Source organism: Microcoleus sp. B13-B6 (assembly GCF_036705405.1).
Taxonomy (GTDB): Bacteria; Cyanobacteriota; Cyanobacteriia; order Cyanobacteriales; family Microcoleaceae; genus Microcoleus.
In genome coordinates this window covers 55,636-81,067 of the sequence record NZ_JAUBUJ010000001.1, presented here as the reverse complement: position 1 = coordinate 81,067, position 25,432 = coordinate 55,636, and the positions used below count along the sequence as shown (strand labels likewise).

Annotated in this window: 16 protein-coding genes; 11 read left to right on the top strand and 5 right to left on the bottom strand. The window is 46.7% G+C overall.

Translation table 11 applies throughout. The features are described 5' to 3' along the window. Nucleotides 1–78: 78 nt before the first annotated feature. Complete coding sequence (locus QUB35_RS00350; RefSeq protein WP_106332686.1) at nt 79–300, top strand: hypothetical protein; 222 nt, start codon at nt 79–81, stop codon at nt 298–300. After that, nucleotides 293–709 (top strand): hypothetical protein, encoded by a 417-nt coding sequence (locus QUB35_RS00345; RefSeq protein ID WP_333138275.1) that lies wholly within the window; start codon nt 293–295, stop codon nt 707–709. The genes QUB35_RS00350 and QUB35_RS00345 overlap by 8 nt, the downstream gene beginning before the upstream one ends. 193 nt (nt 710–902) lie before the next feature. On the opposite strand, the gene QUB35_RS00340 is transcribed toward QUB35_RS00345, so the two are convergent. Together QUB35_RS00340 and QUB35_RS00335 are read right to left on the bottom strand one after the other, a co-directional pair. Then, nucleotides 903–1,433: a hypothetical protein gene (locus QUB35_RS00340; protein ID WP_333138273.1), complete on the bottom strand. Its 531-nt coding sequence runs from the start codon at nt 1,431–1,433 to the stop codon at nt 903–905. 527 nt (nt 1,434–1,960) lie between these two features. Further along, nucleotides 1,961–3,889 (bottom strand): ATP-binding protein, encoded by a 1,929-nt coding sequence (locus QUB35_RS00335; protein WP_333138271.1) that lies wholly within the window; start codon nt 3,887–3,889, stop codon nt 1,961–1,963. A 942-nt stretch (nt 3,890–4,831) separates the two neighbouring features. On the opposite strand from QUB35_RS00335, the gene QUB35_RS00330 reads away from it, so the two are divergent. The 7 genes from QUB35_RS00330 (at nt 4,832) to QUB35_RS00300 (ending at nt 20,975) form a co-directional block, all read left to right on the top strand. Then, nucleotides 4,832–13,573, top strand: coding sequence for a PAS domain S-box protein (locus QUB35_RS00330; RefSeq protein ID WP_333138269.1), 8,742 nt, complete (start codon nt 4,832–4,834; stop codon nt 13,571–13,573). 9 nt (nt 13,574–13,582) lie between these two features. Next, a complete protein-coding gene (locus QUB35_RS00325; RefSeq protein WP_333138267.1) occupies nt 13,583–14,659 on the top strand; it encodes a hybrid sensor histidine kinase/response regulator in 1,077 nt (358 codons plus the stop codon). A gap of 57 nt (nt 14,660–14,716) precedes the next feature. After that, nucleotides 14,717–15,850 carry a hybrid sensor histidine kinase/response regulator gene (locus QUB35_RS00320; RefSeq protein ID WP_333138265.1) on the top strand — a complete coding sequence of 378 codons (1,134 nt, stop codon included), beginning with the start codon at nt 14,717–14,719 and terminating at the stop codon, nt 15,848–15,850. A gap of 860 nt (nt 15,851–16,710) precedes the next feature. Beyond that, on the top strand, nt 16,711–17,982 hold the full coding sequence (iscB, locus tag QUB35_RS00315; protein ID WP_333138263.1) for an RNA-guided endonuclease IscB: 1,272 nt from the start codon (nt 16,711–16,713) through the stop codon (nt 17,980–17,982). A gap of 116 nt (nt 17,983–18,098) precedes the next feature. Beyond that, nucleotides 18,099–18,416, top strand: coding sequence for a hypothetical protein (locus QUB35_RS00310; protein ID WP_333138261.1), 318 nt, complete (start codon nt 18,099–18,101; stop codon nt 18,414–18,416). Next, nucleotides 18,373–19,296 (top strand): transposase, encoded by a 924-nt coding sequence (locus QUB35_RS00305; RefSeq protein WP_333138259.1) that lies wholly within the window; start codon nt 18,373–18,375, stop codon nt 19,294–19,296. Before QUB35_RS00310 ends, QUB35_RS00305 begins: the two co-directional genes overlap by 44 nt. A gap of 35 nt (nt 19,297–19,331) precedes the next feature. Further along, a complete protein-coding gene (locus QUB35_RS00300; RefSeq protein WP_333138257.1) occupies nt 19,332–20,975 on the top strand; it encodes a GTP-binding protein in 1,644 nt (547 codons plus the stop codon). A gap of 110 nt (nt 20,976–21,085) precedes the next feature. On the opposite strand, the gene QUB35_RS00295 is transcribed toward QUB35_RS00300, so the two are convergent. After that, the gene (locus tag QUB35_RS00295; protein ID WP_333138255.1) at nt 21,086–22,219 is read right to left on the bottom strand and encodes an adenylate/guanylate cyclase domain-containing protein; all 1,134 of its coding nucleotides are present in this window, start codon (nt 22,217–22,219) and stop codon (nt 21,086–21,088) included. Between the two features lie 180 nt (nt 22,220–22,399). Beyond that, entirely contained in the window at nt 22,400–22,552 is a 153-nt protein-coding gene (locus QUB35_RS00290; RefSeq protein ID WP_333138253.1) for a hypothetical protein, read from the bottom strand. A 449-nt stretch (nt 22,553–23,001) separates the two neighbouring features. Here QUB35_RS00290 and QUB35_RS00285 point away from each other — a divergent pair, with 449 nt between their 5' ends. Further along, nucleotides 23,002–23,931, top strand: a complete 930-nt coding sequence (locus tag QUB35_RS00285) for a phosphoribulokinase (protein WP_333138251.1) — start codon at nt 23,002–23,004, stop codon at nt 23,929–23,931. 75 nt (nt 23,932–24,006) lie between these two features. On the opposite strand, the gene QUB35_RS00280 is transcribed toward QUB35_RS00285, so the two are convergent. After that, entirely contained in the window at nt 24,007–24,195 is a 189-nt protein-coding gene (locus QUB35_RS00280) for a hypothetical protein (protein ID WP_333138249.1), read from the bottom strand. Between the two features lie 110 nt (nt 24,196–24,305). Between QUB35_RS00280 and QUB35_RS00275 the strand changes: the two genes are divergently transcribed. After that, nucleotides 24,306–25,286, top strand: coding sequence for an ABC transporter ATP-binding protein (locus tag QUB35_RS00275; protein ID WP_333138247.1), 981 nt, complete (start codon nt 24,306–24,308; stop codon nt 25,284–25,286). Nucleotides 25,287–25,432: the final 146 nt, after the last annotated feature.

The following is a 25,432-nucleotide window of genomic DNA, read 5'->3' as shown; positions in this document are numbered from 1 at the left end:
GTTGTGCTTACCGTAAAGGTGGTTGTTTCCTACAAAATACGATATGATTTAGTTTTTGGTAACTCACATGAAAAATAAATGATCAGAGATCCAGAAGATCCAGATTTAAGTTGGGAAGATTACGAAAAATTACTTGCAGCCAATCCAGACAGACCGTTTTATGTCCCTGGCAAAACCTTTATAGAACAGTTTTATAAAGCTCAAGAGCGCTGCGACAAATACGAACGCCGAGCACAACATCACAGTGATTGTACACTCGGAATTTACTGGACTTGTGAAGAGGATAAAACTGATGAATAAACAACAATACAGACTACGTTCGCTGCCAAAAGACCACTGGATACTGGCACTGTGCCTAAACCTAGTGTACAAACGAGAAATGACCCCAGATAAGGCGATTGGTTGCATAACTGAAGCCAATATCCCATTCGATTTGATGTACCAGTGGAGTGCCAAACGGGAGGAGATTGATGTTTTGGCAGTATTTTATATGGCTCGACTTGAAGATATTCCACTTACAGACGAGCAACATCTGTTTCTGTGGGATTTGTTTGGGAATGAAAGCTTGTTAGGCATGGGAGCGGGTAGTATTCGAGACTACGAAAATATTTCGGTTCGCGCTCACATAGAAAAAGTCAATGATGCGCCGCCAAAACCGAACTGGTATGTCAACCTTGGAAAATCCCCGCAAACTGTATCCTCACACTAACAATACCATAAGGTGACGAGAAGGAACGGATTTAATCAATTTATAAAATTGGTATATAGCAACCTTCTTGGTAATTAGGATGTTTTTAATTGCTGAAACCATTGATTTGATTGCTTCTTCCTTATTCCTTTAAATCCCCGATTTCTTCAAGAAGTCGGGGATTTGGGTGTTATGTTTTGTCAACCATCAACAATTAACTGCGCTGATTCAAAAAGCGGCCTGCCATCGACATGGCGTCAGTAATATCTACGTCGCCGTCTCCATCTGAATCTAAAAACGTATTCAAAACGGGATTGCTGCCTTGGGCTGGGTTTTGGGCATTGCTGCCGGTTTTTAGCAAATTCAGCACCAGGGGCACCAAAACAGGTATCATCGCCTGCACTGTGGCGTTATTCAAACCGGTTCTGTGGGCGATATCGTTCACTATCTGCGTCAGTTGGCCTGCGCCGAACAAACTCTGTACCGCTTGCGGATTGGGATTTGTGCCGCTAAATTGGTTGACAACTTGTTGAGCTTGTGCGTCTCCCGACTGCGATCGCACGTTTTGCAATGCCGATCGCACGTATCCGCCCAAAACCGACATTGCTAGCTGAGTGGTGCCCGTATTGACGCCCTGGTTGCTGCTCAACTGTTCTACCGCACCGAGAATGTTGCCCAACTGATTGGGGTTTGCTTGTTGGTTGGGATTGTCGATCGCGCTCAAAATTTGGTCAAATAGTCCCATAATTTTCGCTCCGTACAGTGATTGCTCAACTTTAAATTATAGCAAATCCTGTTTTTCAAGATTATGGAAAATAGTTTTTATTTTGGTATTATCACTCATTTAGTGGGGTAGCGACAGCCAGTCAATCGATTTTAGATTTTAGATTTTAGATTTTAGATTTTAGATTAAAGAATTGAAGCATTGACCCCACGAATAAATTCGGGGGGCAAGTTTCATCGGATACAGGTTTTTTATTTCTCCACGGATGAATCCGGGGGATTGTATCCTGGATGCTTTCGGTCAGTAAGCAATCTCATACCATTTTAGATTTTAGATTTTAGATGGGGAATGAATTCTGACATCCGATTGCGGAGCTTGCTTGCAGTTGCATTCTTTTTTGAAACAGGGATAAAAACGAATAATATCAAATCCGTTAGCATCGGAATAGTAAATTCGAGTTCACTGTTCACTGTTGACGGTTGACTGTTCACTGTTCACGGCGTCAACAGTCAACATCATAAGGAGTGTAACCGGAAATGATATAATTTTTAAGTTTTTACAGTTCCTCTTTTTTTGGGCTGGGTTGGCACTTTCTCGTTGCCTTGGGAATTATATTCACGAGCAACTGGAGATTGTAAGAGCGTATTTTGCATTAAATCCTCATGCTTAATCGGCAGGGCGATCGCAAATTCCGTCCCCCTTCCCACCTCCGACCAAAAGTTAATTGTCCCCCCGTGTTTCTTAACGATAATTTCGCGACCAATTGCCAATCCCAAACCCGTACCTACACCTCTCGGTTTAGTAGTAAAGAATGTTTCAAACATTTTTTCTTGGCTCTCTGGTGCTATTCCCGTACCGTTATCAGAAATTCGCACTATCACTGAGTCGTCGTCCAAGTATTCTGTAGCAATCACAATCCTCGGCGAAAAACTCGGTGCTTCCTGGAGTGACTCCGAAGCCGATCGTTTTTTCGCCTTCTCAGAGCTGGATTTCTCAATTTTTGCTTTCTCTTCCACAGCATCTAGTGCATTGTTGAGAAGATTCACAAATACCTGGTAAAGCAAACCCATATAGCCTTCCACAGTCGGAATATTGCCGTAATGTCGCACCACTTCAATGCCCTGTTTGATGCGGCTGTTGAGAATCAGCAAACTGCTGTCTATGCAGGCGTGCAAATCGACGGGATGAGGGGCTGCCTCATCGAGGCGAGAAAAATCTTTCAAACTTAAGATAATAGCTTTGGCTCTTTCAGCGCCTACTTGCATTGAGTCCAATATTTTGATCAAATCTTCTTTGAGAAAATCGATGTCTATTTCTTCGCCTTTCGCCAGCACAGCGGCAGGGGGGTTGGAAATTTCGGTTTCGTAAGTTTTGAGCAAATCTAAAATATCTTCAACATAATTTCTGGCAGGATCGATATTGGCATAGATAAAATTGATTGGGTTGTTAACTTCGTGAGCAACGCCGGCTAACATCCGCCCCAAAGTTGCCATTTTCTCATTTTGAAGTATCTTGCTTTGTTGTTCAGATTTCAATTCTTCTAGCAACTGATTTACTTTCTGAATCAGTTGATTCAGCGAAGCTGCCAATACTCCTACTTCATCGGTGCTGGTAACTGGTACTTGCAACTGAAAATTAGATTCTTCAGTCACTTGCTGAGCGATTTTAGTTACAGCGGCGAGGGGTTTGGCGATCGCCCGACTGGTGAAGCCCGCCAGCACTGCTGCAACGACGATCGACAGTGCCATGCTACCCAAAATTATTTGCACCCGCAGCGCCTGCGCTCGCAGCACATCCTTCCGCCCTGCATCTTCTTGCACTTGGGCGCGATCGATAATTGCTGCTATATCATTAACCGCCCTATCTAGTTGCAACCCAATTTTATCTCGCTCGAAATTCAACAGCAACTTACGTTTAATACTTTGTTGAGCGGGGTTGTTTGGCAACTTACTAATTTTATTATTAACTATTTCTAGTGGAGAAATATAATTGGCTAGTAGCGAATCCCCAGTTTTTCTAATTTTTTCTATTCCTTCAATCTGTTCTAGATTGTTAGGCTTTTTAAATTCTGAAAACAACACTTTTAAAGTGGAAATATTGTTTTGTAACTGTTGGTATTTACGGTCAAATGTTTGGGGATTATCTAGCCCGTAAATCAGCCATTCTTGGCTATTTTGCGTTCGCAGTAAAGCCACCTGCAACTTATTTAAAAGCTGACTTTCTCGATCGATGTGTACTTGATTATTAGTTATTCGATAGTAATGAGTGCCCACCAACATCCCGACAGCCGTTCCCCCAATCGCAACACAAAGAGCCAGTGCGTACCCACGGCAGATTTTGTCGTGAATACTGAGGTTGCGGAAGGAACGGGCTATGTGAGCGAAATAATTGGGCTTTGGTGGTTGAGTCTCTTTGATTTTATGCTCGCAAGAGGTAGAGAGTTCTTGTGAAGGCTGATTTAGAGGTTTGAGCTGCATAGATGCTAACCTGTGAATAATTCACGCACTGACAATTCAGTCTAACTTAACTCGCTGCTGATTTGAGAGTACCGCATTGATATTTAATGTAATAATTTTTGTAAATTAGGACGCTCTTACCTTGCCTAAGAAACCCGGTTTCTCGTTTCTACTTTCGGAGATTCCAGGAGGCACTGGTGTTGAAAAACCGGGTTTCTGTTAATATAGCGCCCATCTATTGAGTTGCTTCAGTAGAAACATTGTCTGTATTCACTTGTTTTTTTAACAGAGTTCGTTTTCTTCACGCCGACTTACTTGAACTCTATTTGATTTGTGACAGGGTTTGAGCTCATCGCTTGTATTCCATTTATTTTAATCAGCTAGTTTTTCAACAATAATTATAAAAAGATATCGTTCGGGTAGTTCTTGTAGAATAAGGTTTAACCTAGCATCTCTCAATCCTTATACTTGTCAAGTAATTCGCTTACAAAATGCAAGAGTTTTTGTTCATTGCTTAATCCCACCACACGAGATATTGCTGGTAGTTTTTTACGCTTAATATCAGAAAATCCCCACAGGAAAGTAATTAAACGCCTCATAAATTCTCACTTCGGGGAAGAGTGTTCTGTATGCTCTGTATAATTCACAGTAATCGTCAATTGTCAACAAATTTTATCGTTACGGCGCGTTCTCCGAGCTTTCACTTAGTCCAGTAAAGGGTTGAGGGCACTTCCTGTTTTTATCATCTCATGAAAATGATGAAAGAGCGTTACCTGAGAGTTACAGAATTTCCCTAAGTCATTTCCGGCAAAAGCGAACTGTAAGTAAATATAATATTTAGAGAATGTCGTGCAGCTAAGTAACTCTTCTCCGTACTAGGGCTCGCCCCACGCTACGCTATCAGCTCACGTGTTTAAGGCGAAGAGTTTAACAAAATAATCAGCAATAAAACCCTATAAACCCATGTTCAGTCGTACTACGGCTCTCACTCCAATAGAACTCAGGACTGCCATCATCCGGGAGCCCTTGGTGGTTTCGCCCGATACGACGGTGATGGATGCGATCGCCCAAATGAGCGGCGTGCGATCGCTCTGCAACACCGCTAGAACGGCGGATGGTCAACTCGAAGACCTCCACTTAGAGGCGCGATCGAGCTGCGTGTTGGTAGTGGAAAACGAGCAATTAATCGGCGTACTGACCGAGCGAGACGTGGTGCGGCTGAGTGCCCAGCAGCGTTCCTTGGAGAATTTGGCGCTCCGGGAGGTGATGGCACACCGCGTCGTCACCCTCCGCGAGTCCGCCTTCACCGATTTATTTTTGGCGATTAATCTGCTCCAGCAGCACCACATTCGCCATTTGCCCATCCTGGACGAGTTCGATCGCCTAGTGGGCCTAGTGACTCACGAAAGTCTGCGCCAAATATCTCGACCGCTCGACCTGCTGCGGTTGCGTATGGTAGCAGAAGTGATGACCCGCGAAGTGATTTGTGCTGCGCCAGATTGTTCCCTACTGGCGATCGCCCAACTTATGGCAGAGCATCGCGTCAGTTCCGTGATGATTGTACACCCAGGCGGAATCTCTACTGAACCGCTACAAATGCCAGTGGGGATTCTCACCGAGCGGGATATTGTGCAATTTCAGGCCTTGGGCTTGAACATGGAAACCTGTCGGGCTGAGGCGGTGATGAGTACACCGATTTTTAAGGTCAAGCCAGAAGAGTCGCTCTTGACTGTGCAGCAGATCATGGAGCAGCGATCGATCCGTCGGTTGGCGGTGACAGGGGAACAAGGGGAGTTACTGGGTATTGTCACCCAGACCAGTTTGCTGCAAGCCCTCAACCCGCTGGAGCTATACAAGCTGGTCCAGAAGTGGGAAGAGAAGGTGGTGCGCCTAGAGGCGGAAAAGGTGGCGCTGCTGGCAAATCGCAACCTTGAGCTCGAGCAACAGGTGGAAACTCGGACAGCCGCTCTCAACACCAAGGTACAACGAGAGAAATTACTCGCAGACTTGGCCTCCCAAATTCGCTCGTCCCTAAGCCTGCAAACGATTTTGGATACGACTGTGCAGCAGGTGCGGCAAGTGCTGGGCTGCGCTCGCGTCAATATTTGGCGGTTTGAAGCCAATAGGGAAATCATTGTCGTGGCAGAATCCACCGACTCGTCCCTGTCTCTGTTGGGCGAACGGGTCAATGAGACCTGCTATAAGCAAGACAATCCTGAGATTTATCGTCAGGGATATGTTCGCGTCGTACCAGATATCTCCACAGCCAACATATCAGACTGTCATCGGCAGATGCTGAGCCGCCTCCAGACAAAAGCCAAACTTTTGGTGCCGCTACTGTGTGGCGATGAGTTATGGGGCTTGCTCAATGCCAGCGAAAGCCAGCACGCCCGCGCCTGGCAACCGGAAGAAGTCGAACTGGTACAAGCCTTATCAGTGCATCTGGCGATCGCCATTGGGCAAGCCACGATCCACCAAAAATTGCAGAAGGAACTGGTAAAGCGACAGCGGATCGAAGCCACCCTGATCGAGAGCGAAGAACGCTACGCCGCCCTTGCCGCAGCCGCTCCGGTGGGGATTTTTCGCACCGATGCGGAGGGGCTATGCACCTATGTCAACGATCGCTACTTTCAGATCAGCGGACTCACACCAGGAGCCACTATCGGACAGGGATGGCAACGAGGAGTGCACCCCGACGATCGCGATTGGATCATTGCCCAATGGGAGCAATTCATCCAAGGTAACGACTCTTTTGAACTCGAATATCGCTTTCAACGTCCCGACGGTGAAGTAAGGTGGGTTTATGGGCAGTGCGTCGCCGAACTCGATGCCAATGGACATCGGAGCGGCTCTATAGGCACCATTACCGACATTAGCGATCGCAAACGAACAGAAGCCTTCCTGCAAGAGAGCGAAGAACGCTACGCCACCCTCGTGGAAGTCGCACCAGTGGGGATTTTCCGCACCGATCCTGGGGGCAACTGCATCTATGTTAACGATCGCTGGTGTCTGATCACCGGACTCAGCCCAAAGGCCGCCATCGGGGAAGGATGGCGACAAGGGCTGCACCCCGAAGATCGCGACTCGATCGCGGTCGAATGGCAAAAATCTGTCCAAGAAAATCGCCCTTTCGGGCTCGAATATCGCTTTCAACGTCCCGACGGTGCTGTGGCTTGGGTATATGGGCAGTCCGTTGCCGAACTGGATGCAGACGGGCAAGTAGTTGGCTATGTAGGCGCTATTACAGACATTAGCGATCGCAAACTTGCCGAAACCGCCCTGATCCAGAGCGAAGCCCAGAGCCGAGCCATATTAGCAGCAGTTCCAGACTTCATGTTTCGCATGGGTGCCGATGGTATTTATCGGGGGAGGGTGACAGCCCATCGTCCGCTCGACTTCCTGGGTACAGATTTCGATAGGCCTGGTGTGGCGATGGTGGATCTTATTTCAGGAGAAATTGCGACCCGACATCTACACCACCTAGAGCAAGCCTTACGCACAGGAGAACTGCAAGTTTATGAACAGCAGGTGCACATTGGCCCGCGCCTGCAATATGAAGAGGTCAGAATTGTCAAGAGCGGCGAAGATGAAGCCTTGTTTATGATTCGAGACGTTACGGATCGCAAACAGGCCGAGCGACAACTGTACCAACTAAACCAACAGCTAGAAGCCAAAGTCGAAGAACGCACCCAAGAGCTTTGGCAAGTCAACAGCCTGCAACGCGCCATCCTCGATGGTGCTGATTACTCCATCATCTCCACTAACCCAACAGGCATCATCCAGACCTTTAATGCTGGAGCCGAAAGGATGCTCGGTTACAGTGCAGCAGAAGTGGTCGGCAAAGGTACGCCCGAACTCATCCACGATGCAAATGAGGTAATTGACCGGGCAGCATCACTCTCTGCCGAACTAGGGCAAAATATTCCCCCCGGCTTTGAAGTTTTTGTTGCCAAAGCACGCCAAGGTGTTCTCAGCGAAGAAGAGTGGAGCTATATCCGCAAAGATGGCTCTCGATTTCCTGTGTCGCTATCCATCAGCGCCCTCAAGGATGTCAATCAGCAAATTATCGGCTTTTTAGGTATCGCCAAAGATATTAGCGATCGCAAACGTGCAGAAGCAGAACTACAGAAAGTATCGGATCGCCTCGCTTTGGCCCTCAAATCAGGGGCGCTCGGCTGTTGGGACTTCGATCTTGTACACAACACCGTCTTGTGGGATGAGCGGATGTACGAACTGTACGGTGTCACAAAACAATCTGATTCCCTTGTGGTTTACGACATTTGGGCAAGCCGGCTACATCCCGAAGACCGCACCGCCACCGAAACATTGCTCCAGCAAGCCGTCTTAGGAGAGGCAGAATTTGATACCGAGTTTCGAGTGTTGCATCCCGATGGCAGCCTCCACTTTATTAAAGCCTATGCTGTCGTCGTGCGAGATGCCCAAGGCAATCCCCAGAGCATGATTGGGCTCAACTTTGATATTAGCGATCGCAAACAAGCTGAACTCGAACGACAGCAGTTAATTCAAGAATTATCAGCCTTTAAACAGGCCTTGGATCAGTCTGCCATCGTGGTCATCACCGATCGCGAAGGGGTGATATCCTACGTCAACGATCGCTTCTGTGTAGTCTCTGGCTACTCCCGCGATGAACTCATGGGCAAAACCCATCGCCTAGTCAACTCTGGCTATCATCCCCCTGCGTTTTTCCAAGACCTGTGGCAGACCATTGCTAGCGGTCATGTTTGGCGCGGTGAAATTTGCAACCAGGCAAAAAACGGTAGCCTGTACTGGGTTGCCAGCACCATTGTCCCCTTTTTGGACGAAGGCGGGCGACCTTTTCAGTATCTAGCCATTCGCTTCGACATTACCGATCGCAAGTTGGCCGAAGCAACGCTTCGGCAGGAAAATACTTTCCGTCAACAAATTGTAGAAAACATGACAGAAGGGCTGTGCGTTTTCTATGAAGTTGAGGAGTTTCCCTTTCTGTGCTTCACAGTCTGGAATCAGCAAATGCAAGCGATTACGGGTTACACCTTAGAAGAAATTAACCGTCTGGGGTGGTATCACAGCTTGTACCTGGATAATCAAGAATCTCAAAAACAGACGATTGCCGACCTGAAAAAGATGCGACAAAGGGGCAACTTAATCGCTCTGGAAAGGGAAATCCGGCGCCAAGATGGACAGTGCCGTACTATCTCCATTTCCACCTCTATCCTATCGATGGATGATAAACATCTCTATGTGCTTGGCCTGATCCAAGACATTACTGAGCGTCAACAGACAGAGCGAGAAAATCGCCTGTTGAAAGAACGCCTCGAATTTCTTCTAGCCTCCAGTCCCGCCATGATCTATAGCTGTAAGCCCTATGGGGACTATGGAGCAACCTTCATGAGCAAAAATATCGAAGCCATTTTGGGCTACAAACCAGAAGAATTTTTATCGGAATCTGGCTTCTGGGCTAACCATATTCACCCAGAAGATGCCCCTAGGGTTTTTGCACATATATCCGCTCTCTTTGAACACAACACTCATCAGCATGAATATCGATTTTTGCATCGCGATGGTCACTACGTTTGGCTACGGGATGAGCTGCGCCTGGTGCGAGATGAACAAGGCAAGCCAACCGAGATTATTGGCTATTTTGCAGATATTAGCGATCTCAAACAAACCCAAGAAACCCTAAAAAGACAACTGGCGGCAATTGAGGCGGCGATCGACGGCATTGCGATTATCCAAGGAGAGACCTACCTCTATGTGAATCAAGCCCATCTAACACTGTTTGGCTACGAACATCCCCAAGAACTGCTGGGCAAAACCTGGAAACTTTTGTATTCCCAACAGGAGTTAGAACGGTTTGATCGGGAAGTCTTTCCGGTGCTGATGCGCGATCGTGCTTGGGAGGGAGAGGCGATCGCCACCCGCAAAGATGGCTCTACCTTTGCCGAAGGGCTATCCCTCACCCTCACAGACGATGGATTATTGATTTGTGTATGCCGGGATATCAGCGATCGCAAACAGATCGAAGCCGAATTAGCAGAGAGTGAAGCTAAATTCCGGCGGCTGGTAGAAGGGGCTAATGATTTGATCTGGTCATGTGAACCCGATGGCATACTCACTTATGTGTCACCGCAATTCACGACCATGTTTGGCTGGGATGAGCGTGCATGGATTGGTGAGTCGTTTCTACATCTGGTGCATCCAGACGATCGCTCTTTGCTGGTTACATATTATCGGGAGAATCTCAAATGTGGTAAAAAGTCAAGTGATTATGAGTTCCGAGTTCGCCACCGAGATGGCAATTATGTCTGGGTGAGAAGCAGTCCCACACCCGTTATAAATGCTGAAGGGGAATTGATTAGCATCCAGGGAATTTTATCGGATATCAGCGATCGCAAACAAGCTGAACTCGCCAGGGAAAGCAGTGAAATCCGCTTCCGCCGGGTGTTTGAGTCCAGTGTGAGCGGCATGATATTTGCCGATTTTCAGGGGAACATTATCGATGCCAACGATCGCTTCTTACAGATGGTTGGCTACACGAGGGAGGAACTAAATGCGGGGCTAATTCATTGGGATGCCATGACCCCCCCCGAATATGTCCACGCTGATGTTGTAGCGATGGAGCGCGTGATGCAGGATGGCACGAGCGAGCCCTGGGAAAAGGAATACTACCGTAAGGATGGCAGCCGGATTTCTGTCCTGATGGGAGCCGCACTCCTCCCAGACTCAGACGATCAAACTATTTGTGTATTAGTAGACATCACCGATCGCAAACAGGCCCAGAAGGCTTTGCAGGAATCTCAGCAGTTTCTGCAAACGGTACTCGATACCATCCCGCTTTCGGTGTTTTGGAAGAATCGAGAGTCTGTTTTTTTAGGATGCAATCAGCAGTTTGCCAAAACTCTAGGCTTGCCATCTACGACTGAAAGTATAGGTAAAACAGATTTAGATATTTGCCACGCAGAAGTCGAGGCGAACGGTTATTGTGCGATGGATCGGCGGTTAATCGAAACGGGTGAAGCTATATTAGGGATCGAAGAAACGCTAACCCTACCCAATGGTAAACCAATATTTCTCGAAACCCACAAGGCTCCCCTGCGAGACTGCTCAGGTAATATTATTGGTCTGGTAGGCACGTTTCAGGATATCACCCATCGCAAAGAATCCGAACTGAGATTGCAACAACAAGCAAAACAGGAGCGTTTGCTGGGAGCGATTACTAAACGGATGCGATCGTCTCTGCATCTGGAGGAGATTCTCAATAGCACTGTTGAGGAAATCCATCAGGTATTGCAATCAGACCGAACCCTGGTTTATCGGGTTTATCCTGAAGGGACGGGGGCTGCCATTGCTGAATCTGTTTCGCCAAATACGTCTAAGCTCTTGGATATCCTCTTCCCTGAAGAGGTTTTCCCCGAAGAGAACTACGATCGCTATATCCAAGGAAAAGTTTATGCCCTCAACGATAGGGAAGATGAAAACGAGTCAATCTTACCCTGCTTGGTTGAATTCCTCGCAGAAATCCAGGTCAGAGCCAAACTCGTAGTTCCAATTATTCAGAATCAAATCCTCTGGGGATTGCTGATTGTTCATCAATGCGATCGTCCGCGCCAATGGCAAGAGTGGGAAATCAATTTACTTAAACAAATTGCTAATCAATTAGCGATCGCCATTCAGCAATCTTACCTCTACGAACAGGTACAATCAGAGCTGGCTATCCGCAAGGAAACAGAAAAGGCGATCGCTTTACAACTGCAACGGCAGCGAACTTTGGGAGCGATCGCCCAGCAAATTCGCGAATCGTTGGATATTAACGAAATTTTGGCGACTGTGACACAGCAAGTCAAAGAAATCTTGCAAGGCGATCGAATCATCGTAATCCGGCTATTTGACAATGGCAGAAGTCAAATAGTTGAAGAATCTGTGTTGACCGAGTTTCCCGCGCTCAAAAACCTTTACTGGGACGACCAACTGTGGTCTCAAGAAATCCTCAACCACTATTGCCAGGGCAATCCCCGTATCGTCCCCGATATAATCACCGATATGGGGACTAATTGCTTGGTGGAATACGCAAGCGTTGGTCAAGTCAAGTCCAAAATGGTTGCACCTATCCTGCAAGAAGTCCGAAGCAGCGAAAGCCATAGAGGGGTTGCCCCCGGGCAAACCAACAAGCTCTGGGGGGTTTTAGTTGTCCATGCTTGCCGAGAAAAGCGAGTCTGGCAAGAGTCGGAAGCACAACTCCTGCAACAAATTGCTAACCAGTTGGCGATCGCGGTTCAACAAGCTAGCCTATTTGAGCAGTTGCAGCAACAACTCACCGAACGGCAACAAGCCCAGCAGCAACTCACCGAGCGCAACCAACAACTGGGAGCCTCTAACGAAGAACTGGCCCGTGCTACCCGTCTCAAAGACGAATTTCTTGCCAACATGAGCCACGAACTCCGCACGCCCCTTAACGCCATTCTGGGCATGAGCGAGGGGCTACAAGAGCAAGTATTTGGCATCGTCAACCAACAACAAATCAAAGCTTTACAAACCATTGAGCGCAGTAGCTCTCACTTGCTAGAGTTAATCAACGACATTTTGGATGTCGCCAAAATTGAATCCGGTCAAATGGAGCTCGATTGCACCCCAGTTTCAATCAATCATCTCTGTCAATCCAGTCTGCCATTTATTAAACAACAAGCCCTGCAAAAACGCATCCAACTAGAGATTAAAGTGCCACTCAATCTGCCCGACTTATTGATGGATGAACGGCGGATGCGCCAAGTCTTGATCAACCTGCTCAACAACGCGGTAAAATTCACTCCTAGCGGAGGACGCATCACCCTAGAAGTCAGCCGTCAACAGCGCCGGGCCGACCCAGATTCTGCCGATTCCCCACCCCATTTTTTGGTCAAAGAGACTCTGCGAATTGCCGTCATCGATACAGGTATTGGTATTGCCCCAGAACATATCAACAAACTGTTTCAGCCCTTTATCCAAATCGATGGCGCCCTGAATCGTCAATATCAGGGGACAGGCTTGGGGCTTGCCCTGGTGAAACGCATTGTCGAACTCCACGGCGGGCAGGTGTTGCTCACCAGCGAGGTGGGTGTAGGAAGTTGCTTCACGATCGAACTCGAGGGCAGGCACGGGGGCATCGAATTGGAGGGCAGGCACGGGGGCATCGAATTGGAGGGCAGGCACGGGGGCATCGAATTGGAGGGCAGGCACGGGGGCATCGAATTGGAGGGCAGGCACGGGGGCACTGCCCCTACTGGTGCGCCCTCCTCTGTTGCCCTGGAATCCCAGACAGAGCCCCGCATCGAACCCAGCGGGCCCCAACAGCAGGGAGGCTCTCCCTTAATCTTGCTGGCGGAAGACAATGAAGCCAATATCACTACGATTTCGAGCTACCTGAAAGCTAAAGGCTATCGCATTCTCTTGGCTAAGAATGGAGAGGAGGCGATCGCCCTGGCCAAGTCGGAAAACCCCAATCTAATTCTGATGGACATTCAAATGCCTGGTATGGATGGTCTAGAAGCTATGCAGCAGATTCGCTGCGATCCAAACTTAGTTGATCTGCCGATCGTTGCCCTAACTGCCTTAGCCATGACGGGCGATCGCGATCGTTGCCTTGCCGCCGGAGCCAATGATTACCTCACCAAACCCGTCAAGCTGAAGCAATTGGCAAGCACTATTCAACAACTTTTAGCTTCTAAGTAAGGATAACCCGTGAATAGACCATCCGTTTTAATCATTGACGACGAACCCAATAATTTTGATGTAATTGAAACCCTCTTGAGTGAGCAAGACTATCAATTGCATTACGCTGCCAGCGGGCAAGAAGCGATCGCATCCCTCGACATATTTGATCCCGATCTTATTTTGCTGGATGTGATGATGCCAGGAATAGATGGTATCGAAGTTTGTCGGCAAATCAAAGCCATGTCAAAATGGCAAGCCGTTCCCATCATTATGGTGACAGCATTAAACTCAAAATCAGACCTTGCCCGTTGTCTCACTGCCGGCGCTGACGACTTCATTAGTAAACCTGTAACTGCTCTTGAACTGCGTGCCCGAGTTCACTCCATGCTGCGAATTAAGCACCAGTATGACGACCTGCAAAGCTTACTAAAATTGCGGGAAGATATGGTTAAAATGGTAGTCCACGATTTACGCAATCCCCTGGCTGGTATCTTGCTTGGCTTGGAACTCCTAAAAAGCATAGAGTATCCTAGAGAACAACAACAAACCCAACTGGAGCGACTTTACTCATCAGCACAAGCTATACAGCTATTAATTGATGATTTATTGCAAATGGCTTTACTCGAAGCAGGTGAAAATCGTCTCAATTACGCAGAGGTTTATTTGTGCGATATCATAGAGTCTGCCATATCAAACTTTGAAGTAATCGCTGCTAAAAAAAATCAGTTGCTGGTCGCTCAGTTACCTGAAGAAACCAGTAGGAAAGTCTCGGTTGATGCCACCCTGATACATCGAGCGCTGGATAATCTCCTCTCGAATGCCATTAAGTTTTCCCCACGCAATAGTCAAATCATAGTGAATGTAGAATTCCTCACATCTGGCCATGCAAAAATCCAGGTTATCGACTCTGGACCGGGTGTTCCTGATACATTGCGACACAAGATTTTTGAGAAATACGAGATTGGAAATCTGATGTCGGAGGTCTCTCAAATAGGGTTGGGTTTAGCTTTCTGCAAAATGGTCGTTGAGGCACATGGGGGCGAAATTGGTGTGAGAAGCAACCAACCAAAAGGTGCCATTTTTGAAATCACTTTGGCAGCCTAGCTGACGGGTATCACCTGAACTCATAAAACTTTCTACATTATTGGAGTCGTTAAAATTATGTCTCAATTCTCTATCTTAATTGTTGATGATGAGCCGGATAACTTTGATGTGATTGAAACCCTGTTATCAGAGCAGGATTATCAATTGCATTATGCTGCCAGCGGGCAAGAAGCGATCGCATCCCTCGATATATTTGATCCGGCTCTTATTTTGCTGGATGTGATGATGCCGGGAATAGACGGCATCGAGATTTGCCGGCAAATCAAAGCCATGCCAAAATGGCAAGCCGTTCCCATCATTATGGTGACAGCATTAAACAGAAAGTCAGACCTTGCCAACTGTCTAACTGCCGGAGCCGACGACTTCATCAGTAAACCTGTAAATGCTATTGAAATGCGTGCTCGCGTGCATTCCATGCTCAGAATCAAGCAACAGTATGATAATATCCAGAACTTATACCACATCCAAGAAAATACCATCAATGCCTTGGAAAGCACCCTCAATGAGCTGCGTGGGAACTTAGCTTCTAGTCTATCCCACGAACTGAATACGCCCCTCAATGGCATCTTAGCCACGATCGGGTTGCTCAAGGACGATATCGAAGACATGGATATCGCCGAAATCCGTGAGATGTTAGGGTGGGCCGATGAATCTGGCCGTCGCCTAGAAAAATTAACGAAAAAATTCCTGATTTATTTAGAATTAGAACTATCCGCAAGTCGCCAGCACAAGATCGAATCTGCCCAAACTCTATTTTCAGCTTCCGCCATTGAAGCCGAGTTGAAATACCAGGCTCAGAGCGTCAATCGTAGCAACGATATGTTGTTCACTCTTGAGGAAGCGGAGATCGCTCTATCAGAGCGATATCTATCAACGATTCTCCATGAATTAATTGATAATGCACTGAAATTCTCCTCACCAGAGACAACCATTAAAGTTAGTAGTCAAGTCCTAGGGGAGATGCTGCATTTATCTGTACATGACTCCGGGCAGGGCATGACAGAAGAGCAAATTGCTAAAATTGGTGCCTTCATGCAGTTTGAGCGCAAGAGCTATGAGCAGCAGGGTACCGGTATCGGCTTAAAAATTGTCCAGAAAATTGTCGAACTGGCAGGAGGAGAGTTCTCAATTACCAGCATCTATAAAAAGGAAACAACGGTACATCTCACTCTGCCGATTGTCGGCAAATAGCAATCGATTCCGGTGCAACCGGAATCATTGTTGACTGTTGACTGTTGACGGTTGACTGTTGACGGTTGACTGTTGACGGTGAGTCAAAAAAATGAAAATTGCGCGAATTATTTGTTGGCATCGGGATTCGACTTTACGCCCGACGATGAAGGGCGGATTTGATATCATATCATGTCCGATTGATTAACCATAATATCCCGGTCGGGGCGGGTTTTTGAGATTGTCAATTCTTGGCAAGTATTGTTGGTGAACCCGCCCCTACGAAAATCGCGGTCGATCAACCGGATTTGATATCATTCCGGCGCAGCCGGAATTGATATGAGAAGGAATAAATTTGCTTTGCCTGGGAATGGCAACACATCAAAAAAGATGAACGAGCAGGACAAATATTTGACTCGGAATTAGAGCTTGCTTCTGCGGTAATTCATGGGGTATAAGGTAAAGAAAAAACCGTACACAACCTTACACAACCTATTAAATTTAACTCGAATCACCATACTTAATCTTTTGTTACATACTGGCGAATTTTCCCACCGACTTACTGAGTTCTCGTGCAAGCTACAATTGCAGCAAGAGGGCGATCGCACTTTATCTGCACCCGCTACCACTAAAACCGTTCGTAAAAACCTACCCAAATCTGGACAGAAGTAGAAACTTCTACCCGGAGTAACGAACGTGCAGGTTAAGGCTTTCCGAAGCCTACGTTGGGAGGGTCATGACACCAGAAAATAAACGCCAGTTTTCTGCCCTGTCGAACTAGGTTAAAAAGTCGTGGTGAAAGGTTTATAAGCCCGTGCCTAGTTCCGAACAAGCCCTCTCAACATTACCGAGGCAAACATTACTTAATTGGATGACAGAAGATGTCAAACTACGTTTTTCTCATTGACGCTCAAAAAACACCGATGAATCCAATTCATCCAGTACAGGCAAGGAAATTATTAGAGCAGGGTAAAGCTGCTGTTTTTCGCAGATATCCCTTTACTCTAATTCTGAAACGAGCTATCGATATTCCAGTTGTTCATCCTCTTACTCTCAAAATCGATCCGGGTTCAAAAGTTACGGGATTTGCTCTTGTAACCGACCGGGATGAGGTTATTTGGGGGATGGAATTGAAGCATCGCGGGCAACAAATTAAACTAGCTCTTGACTCTCGTAGGTCTTTACGGAGAGGTCGGAGAAACCGCAATACACGCTACCGCCAGCCGCGTTTTCTGAACCGTTCGCGCCCTCAAGGGTGGCTAGCACCAAGTTTAAGGCATCGGGTTTTAACCACAGAAACTTGGGTCAAGCGTCTGTGTAAATTTGCTCCTATTGGTGAAATCAGACAGGAGTTAGTTAAGTTTGACACGCAAGCGCTAGAAAATCCAGAGATTAGCGGGTGCGAATACCAACAAGGCACTTTGTTTGGGTACGAGAGCCGCGAGTATTTATTAGAAAAGTGGCAAAGAAACTGTGCTTATTGCGGGATTGAAAATGTTCCTTTACAGATCGAGCATATTCACCCTAGAGCGAAAGGAGGTAGCAACCGTATCTCTAATCTGTGCTTAGCTTGTGAGAAATGCAACATCAAGAAAGGAACCAAATTAATTGAGCAGTTTCTCTCAAAAAAGCCCGATTTACTAAAGCGGATCTTAGGTCAAGCCAAGCGACCTTGTTTGGATGCAGCAGCCGTTAATGCTACCCGATGGGCATTGTTTAATCAACTCAAAAAAACAGGTTTGCCAGTCACAACAGGTACAGGAGGACAAACCAAATACAACAGGACTCGGTTGGGATTGCAAAAAACTCACTGGCTGGATGCAGCTTGTGTGGGTATCACCCAAACGCTGCAAGTCTTAACAGAGCGCATTCTCAATGTCACTGCAACTGGTTTTGGTGGAAGGCAGCGCTGCCAAACGGATAAATATGGCTATCCAGTCAAGCATCGCCCGCTGCGTCCAATTTTTGGCTTTTGTACTGGCGATATTGTTCGAGCCGATGTGCCGAAAGGTAAGTATCAAGGAACATTTACAACTAGAGTCTGCCCTATGTCGGATGGAAGAGGTGAGTTCATTATCAACAAAAAACGGTTTTCAGTAAGGCTCGATTACTGTAAAGCCATCCATCGCAAAGATGGTTACAGTTATGTCTGATATCTGAACAAAAATGGTAGTAATGTCCAGGTATGGGTAGAGATTATCGAGCAGTTCTTAACCCCGAAAGCTGCCAATACGCTACAATAACAACAGCAAAACTTCACACATTGAAAATGTCCCAAGTTCTTACACTCTCTTGCAAATTGGAAGTATCGCAGCAGCAGGTTGAAAAGCTGAATGCGGTACTGACTGCCTTTGCAAAATGCTGTGAGTACGTGAACACCCATACACCCGAAAAGCTGACGAATCAGATTGCTGTTCAGTCCTTGATTTACAAGGAAGCGCGATCGCATTCTGGGCTGTCTGCTCAAATGACGATTCACGCAATTCGTAGAGTTTGCGCTAATCGCAAAACGGCAAAGCAAAAGGGTAAGCCCGTTAAGAAGTTTGCCCCCACTTCTGCCACTTACGACGCGAGAACTTTCACATAGAGGCGAATCGGATTGGTTGGTCAGCTTGACCATGCTCAAGGGCAGAGAAAAGTTTAAGCTGCACATTGGTAATTACCAAAAACACTTGCTGCAAGGACAAGACCCCAAAACGGCAACTTTGGTAAAGCGCAACGATGGTAGCTTTTATCTGAACATTCAGCTTGAGTCTGAGCCACCAGAGAAACAAAAGACTGATGATGTCTTGGGTGTTGATTTGGGACGCACAGACATTGCTTGTACATCTGCTGGAGAGAAATTCAGTGGCAAACAGGTAACACAAGCCAGAGACAGATATAGCCGTGTACGGGCTTCGTTACAGCGTCAAGCGTCCAAAGGCACAAGGTCTACTCGTAGAAGGGCGAGACAGATTTTGCAACGGTTGAGTGGACGAGAACGGAGATTCCAGACATGGCTGAACCATACCATCAGCTATCGACTGATCCAGCAAGCCAAGACATCAAATCAGGCTATTACCCTGGAAGACTTGACCGGAATCAGAGAGCGTACCAATGAACTGCCACGGTCTAAAACAGAACGGAGACGCAGCAATAGTTGGGCGTTCTACCAGTTGCGCCAATTCCTGACCTATAAAGGCGTGAAATTTGGCGTTGATGTAAGACTGGTTGATCCGCGCTATACCTCCAAAACTTGTCACTGTTGCAAGGTGATTGGCAATCGCCAAGGTAAGCGGTTTGAGTGCCTGAATGAGCGATGCGGATGGATTGGCGATGCCGATGTGAATGGAGCAAGAAATATTGCTACATTGGGGCAGATCGTAAACCTGCCCGGAGGTTCCGAGATAATGTCCTGCTCTTTGCAGGAAGTTGTCTTGAGGGCTACTGAAAGCCCGCACTCTATGCAAAGCATGAGTGTCGGGTAGTTTACAGCATAACCCTTTTATTTGCCACTCCCCTCATGCCTTTGCCGCGCCTGTTAACCTTAATTGCTGCTTTCTGCCTCACCCTGGGGCTGATTATTGGGCTGGTGAGTTCCTTAACAGGGCTTTACAGTCAAGTTGCGTGGTCTGCTTCTCCGCTGCTGGCTAATTTGCTAATTTTCCTGATAATTGTACTTTTGGGAACGCTAATTTTTGCGCTGGTTTACTATTTTAGGCTGCTGCAACGCCCTCAGAAAGTTAAGGGAAAACGGCCGATTACTCCGAAGATTCCTGTTGTGAAAAGTGAAGCAGCTTCGGAAAATCTCAAAGCAATCAGGCAACAAGTCGATCGCATTCAAGATGAAGTAGCGCGGCAAGCTTTGCTGTTGAGAGCCCGCGAAATTGAAGCTAGCATGGCTCGCGGCAGCGTTCGAGTAGTTGTTTTCGGCACCGGTTCTGCGGGCAAAACTTCTGCTGTGAATGCGCTGGTGGGGCGGATGGCGGGACAGGTGGGTGCGCCGATGGGAACTACCGAAGTTGGAGAAACTTACACTCTGAAATTGAAAGGAATCGATCGAGAATTAGCAATTACGGATACCCCAGGCATCTTGGAAGCGGGAGTAGCGGGAACATATAGAGAGGAATTGGCGAGGCAGTTGGCGGCGAGGGCAGATTTGATCTTATTTGTTTTGGACGGCGATTTACGCAAATCCGAGTACGAACCGCTGCGGACTTTGGCGGAAATTGGCAAAAGGTCGATCGTGGTTTTTAATAAAGTTGACCTTTATCCCGACACCGACAGAGATGAAATTCTCGATCGGCTGCGGCAGCGAGTCAAAGGTTTTGTATCAGCAATGGATGTAGTAGCAATTAGCGCCAATCCGCAAAAACTTGTCCTAGAAGACGGCACAATTTTTCAGCCATACCCGGATATTATGCCATTAATTCGGCGCGTCGCTGCGATTTTGCGAGCCGAAGGCGAAGACTTAATTGCGGACAATATTTTGCTGCAATCTCAGCACTTGGGAGACCAAGCGCGCAAGTTAATTGACGCTCAAAGAAGGCGGCAAGCTGATAAGGCAGTAGAGCGATTTCAGTGGATCGGAGCCGGAGTAATTGCTGTAACGCCTTTGCCAGTTGTGGATTTACTGGCGACAGCAGCAGTTAACGCTCAAATGGTAGTAGAAATTGCTAAGATTTACGGCTGCGAATTAAATATCGATCGCGCGAAAGAATTGGCATTGTCTCTAGCAAAAACCCTAGCAAGTTTGGGAATTGTTGAAGGTGTAATTCAAGTAGTATCAAGGGCGCTGCAGTTAAGCGTAGCCGGGTTTGTACTTGGCAAAGCAATTCAAGCAGTCAGTGCGGCTTATTTAACCCGAATTGCCGGGAAAAGTTTTATTGAATATTTCCGCCATGACCAAGATTGGGGCGATGGTGGCATCGCCGAAGTTGTGCAAAGGCAGTTTCAGTTAAATCGGAAAGACGAGTTTGTCAAAGCATTTGTCAAAGATGCGATCGCCCGCGTTGTCGAACCTCTGAACATTTATCAGCAGGAATCGGAACCCGAATTAGAAATGTCAGCGGAATTGGAACCAGAAATAGAACCAGAATCCTTGTATCAGCCGCCGCAACAAGACGATTGGGAAACTTACAGCAACAAACGAAACGATGAGTGGTAATTGGGAATGGGGAATTGGGAATGGGGAATTGGGAATTGGGAATTGTCAACTCTCAACTAAGAGGGCGGGCACAGGGGCACCGCCCCTACCAACTGTCAACTGTCAACTGACTAATTTCGCCCCACCAACAAATAAACCATCATTTCTCCTTTACCTTTAATCTCAACAGCACCGCGCTTTTTAAACCAAAATTTATCTTTCAAACGATCGTAAACCGCAGCAGTCACCTGAATTTCCCCCGGAATACCGCTTGATTCCATGCGCTGAGCAACATTTACTGTATCCCCCCACAAATCGTAACTAAATTTAGTTAAACCAATGACTCCCGCCACTACCCCACCAATATTTATCCCAATGCGGAGACTAAAGTTGTGATTGTTTTCGACATTGAAGCTAGCGAGAGCAGCTTGCATATCTAGTGCCATTTGGGCAATGGCAAAAGCGTGATTTTCCTGCGGTTCCGGCAAACCGCCAACTACCATGTAAGCGTCACCCATAGTTTTGATTTTCTCCAAACCGTGCCGTAACGATAACTCGTCAAATAGACTAAAAATTTGATTCAGAACTTTCACCGTTTCTGCCGCAGTTTTTTGAGAGGCAAAATTCGTAAATCCCACCAAATCGGCGAATAAAACACTGACATCCGAAAAGCTGTCAGCAATTATGCTTTGTCCCTCCTGCAAGCGCTCTGCAATCGGTTGCGGCAAAATATTTAATAGCAACTCTTCAATTTTTTCTTTCTGAGACTTGGTTGTTTCCAAAAGCAACCGCGTTTCCCTTTCTGCTTGTTCCCGATAGGCGATTTCCTGCTGCAACATCATATTTTTATCCCTCAGTTGCAACTCTAGTTCCCGCAGCCGCAATTGATTTTCTACCCTAGCTATCACCTCTACGGTTTGAAAAGGTTTAGTAATATAGTCCGCCCCGCCAGCCTTAAAGGCTTTCACCTTCTCAGAAGCTTGTACCACAGCACTCAGAAAAATAATGGGAATGCCAGAAGTGCGATCGCTCGCTTTCAAGCGACTGCAAACTTCATAGCCATCCATATCGGGCATCATAATATCCAGCAAAATCAAGTCAGGCTGAGCCAAATCCACAGCATCGAGTGCCAGTTGACCGCTAGATGCAGCTTCTACTTTATAGCCTTTCCTGGATAAGATCAGCTCCAGTAACAATAAGTTGTTAAGACTGTCATCCACAATTAAAACACGGCCCTTTAATTTTTCTGAATATGGTTGATTCATCGGCTTGCTCCGGGCTTAGTTAAGCTTAATAAAATTAAGATTTGTTTAAATTTATAAATTACGCACGGGTGCGTCCAAACCTATTTTTTTTCACAGAAAAACGCATTGCCGAAGGCAAGCAAAAGGAAAAAAAACAGGTTTCTGAGGGCATGATTGCCTCCTGAACTCACATTTATTATACTAATTTGTCAAAACAGCGAAAGCTGGGGCTAAAACTTCATATTGCGGATAAATTCGATCGCCCTGGGCGTCGATTGATGGACTGGCGAATTGATGCACTGCTTGCTGGCTGGTTTTGAAACCAAAAATATCCCACAAGCCCCACCGCTGCAATTTGCACTACAAAAGACAAAAGAGACTACCCGGACACTTTGCAGGGATAATTTGCCCGAAATTCTGACAAGAGTTGGATTCAAAAGTACGATCGACATCTTGGGCGGTTGAGAAATGGGCGTGATTTTTTAATCAGATGCTCCCTGAGTCTCCGGTGCCGCATTATATTAAGAAATATAACAATAATTTTACAGATTGGGGAGACTCCGGGGGGGATCAAGTCAATCGATTTTAGATTTTAGATTGTAGATTTTAGATTTGAAGCATTGACCCCACGGATAAATTCGGGGGCTCCTTTATCGGATACAGGTTTTTTATTTCTCCACAGATGAATCCGGGGGCTTGTATCCTGGATGCTTTCGGTCGAACCGAGCGATCGGATCGAACACAACTTTGATAAGATGTAAGATTGACAACAAAATTTGCTATTGTGCGTCCGGGTAAAAACAATGAGCGATCGACCAATTATTCTCGGTATTGTCGGAGACAGCGCAGCGGGCAAAACCACCCTGACGCGGGGAATTGCCCAAGTATTGGGGCCAGAAAATGTCACTGTGATTTGCACTGACGACTATCATCGCTACGACAGAAAGCAGCGGGCAGAAATCGGAATCACAGCATTGCATCCCGACTGCAATTACCTCGACATCATGCAGCAGCATCTCAGCCTGCTGCGTACCGGACAAGCAATTCTCAAACCCATCTACAACCACACCACAGGTACATTCGACCCACCGGAATACATCAAGCCCAGCAAATTTGTCATAGTTGAAGGTTTGCTGGGTTACGCAACCCGAACAATCCGCGATTCTTACGACGTAAAAGTGTATCTTGCTCCTCCCGAAGAGTTGCGAAGTCAGTGGAAAGTTAAGCGCGATGTCATGAAGCGCGGTTATACTGAAGAACAGGTGCTTGCAGAAATAAAAAAACGGGAACCGGACTCTGAAGACTTCATTCGTCCTCAGCGCAAATCGGCCGATGTTGTAGTTAGTTTTTACCCGCCCGAAGCGGACAATGAATCGAATTTGAGCGTCCGTTTAGTGCTCAGACCTACAATTCCTCACCCTGATTTTACTGAAATTTTAGGTCGAGGCAGCGAGAGTTTTAAACCTGCAATTCGCTTGGGACTCGATCGGGATATGGGCAAACCTGTTGACGTTTTGGAAGTAGACTCCCACGCTACCAGCGAGCAAGTAAACGAACTGGAAATGATGTTGTGTAGCGAGTTGCCACACCTGCGGGGATTTTGCTCCGCCCAAGGCAACCCGGAAATTGGCAAACTTATCGGCACAACGGGCGAAGTTTTGCAAAGTTACCCGCTAGCTTTGACGCAGTTGCTAGTTGCATATCACATGATGAAAGCAATTCATGTCTATTAGTTAGTTGGCAGTTGTTGGTTGTTAGTTGTTGGTTGTTATTGCAAGGATTAATAACCAATAACCAATAACCAATAACTAATGTAGTCGCAAAGTCGGGTTAGTAGTGCCTAATTGCTGAAGTGGCATGGAGACTGGCAACTGACTTTGAGGTGCGGGCAGCATTTCGCCTCGGAAGTCAAGGAGGGTGACGAGCAGCAGGTAGGCAACTGCTAAAACTATAGAAATCACCCCAGTGATAATAGCAATAATTTTTGAACGATCCATATTTAGCAAATTTTAACTACAGCTAATATTAGTTTAACATTAAAAATAGCAATTATTACTTAACTTGTGCAATAGAATATAATCAGGTGCTAGTTATTTCTGTGACAAAAATGGAACCTCTTGTAGATGCGCCAAATCCCATAGAGATGCCCAGAGCTACCCCAGTGGTGGAAACATTTAATCTGGGGAAGTTCTACCGTACCGGCTTCTGGATGAATGAAAAAATTGAATCGCTCAAAAATTGCACTCTGACTGTCTCTGAGGGGGAAACTTTTGGGTTATTAGGGCAAAATGGAGCGGGGAAAACTACGCTGCTGAAAACTTTGCTGGGTATAGTGCGCCCCACTTCTGGCCGGGCGCTGCTGTTGGGGAAGCCTTTGGGCGATCGCACTGTGAAGCAGCGAGTCGGCTATTTGCCAGAAAATCCCTATTTTTACGATTATCTCACGGGCTGGGAATTCTTGCAATTTGCGGCGGGGTTATTTCAAATTCCCCCCTCGATTCAGCGGCAGCGAATTCCGAATTTGCTAGATTTAGTTGGGCTATCTCAATCGGCGGCAATTAAAAAACAGTTGCGCCAGTATTCTAAGGGAATGCTGCAACGGATCGGCATGGCTCAAGCTTTGATTAACAATCCCGATGTGGTATTTTTAGATGAGCCGATGTCGGGTTTAGATCCGATGGGGCGCTATCAGATGCGGGAGATAATTTTATCGCTGAAAAATCAAGGAAAAACGATTTTTTTTAATTCGCATATATTGTCTGATGTGGAGAAGATTTGCGATCGAGTGGCAATTTTGGCGAAGGGTGAGTTAATTTGCATTGGTGCGATCGACGAACTCCTCGGCAATACTGAAACTTACCGGGTTGAAGGTAGGGGCGGACACTTGAATATCCTGAAAAAATGGATACCGGATATGGAAGTTGATGATGATTTGTGGTACGGCCATTTGCAGGGCACTCCGAAGGAGTTTATTTCTAGTCTGAGCGGTACGGGAGGGCAGCTAATTGGGATGAATTTGGCTAAGCCTAGTTTGGAAGATTTTTTTATGCAGCAACTGCAAGAAAGAGGGATTTATTCTAGTGGTTGAAGTATCTTAAAAGAGGTAGATTGGGATTGATGGTGGCGCGGGGGCGGGTTTACGAGATTGTGGGTTTTGGGCAATTATTGTCGGTCAACCCGCCCCTAAAAACTTATTGATAATGGTGCAATATATCAGTTTAATTTCACATTTTT

Coding starts and splice junctions, on each gene's coding strand:
- QUB35_RS00350 (WP_106332686.1), top strand. CDS start 79: ATGATCAGAGATCCAGAAGATCCAGATTTAAGTTGGGAAGATTACGAA.
- QUB35_RS00345 (WP_333138275.1), top strand. CDS start 293: ATGAATAAACAACAATACAGACTACGTTCGCTGCCAAAAGACCACTGG.
- QUB35_RS00340 (WP_333138273.1), bottom strand. CDS start 1,433: ATGGGACTATTTGACCAAATTTTGAGCGCGATCGACAATCCCAACCAA.
- QUB35_RS00335 (WP_333138271.1), bottom strand. CDS start 3,889: ATGCAGCTCAAACCTCTAAATCAGCCTTCACAAGAACTCTCTACCTCT.
- QUB35_RS00330 (WP_333138269.1), top strand. CDS start 4,832: ATGTTCAGTCGTACTACGGCTCTCACTCCAATAGAACTCAGGACTGCC.
- QUB35_RS00320 (WP_333138265.1), top strand. CDS start 14,717: ATGTCTCAATTCTCTATCTTAATTGTTGATGATGAGCCGGATAACTTT.
- iscB (WP_333138263.1), top strand. CDS start 16,711: ATGTCAAACTACGTTTTTCTCATTGACGCTCAAAAAACACCGATGAAT.
- QUB35_RS00310 (WP_333138261.1), top strand. CDS start 18,099: ATGTCCCAAGTTCTTACACTCTCTTGCAAATTGGAAGTATCGCAGCAG.
- QUB35_RS00300 (WP_333138257.1), top strand. CDS start 19,332: ATGCCTTTGCCGCGCCTGTTAACCTTAATTGCTGCTTTCTGCCTCACC.
- QUB35_RS00295 (WP_333138255.1), bottom strand. CDS start 22,219: ATGAATCAACCATATTCAGAAAAATTAAAGGGCCGTGTTTTAATTGTG.
- QUB35_RS00285 (WP_333138251.1), top strand. CDS start 23,002: ATGAGCGATCGACCAATTATTCTCGGTATTGTCGGAGACAGCGCAGCG.
- QUB35_RS00280 (WP_333138249.1), bottom strand. CDS start 24,195: ATGGATCGTTCAAAAATTATTGCTATTATCACTGGGGTGATTTCTATA.
- QUB35_RS00275 (WP_333138247.1), top strand. CDS start 24,306: ATGGAACCTCTTGTAGATGCGCCAAATCCCATAGAGATGCCCAGAGCT.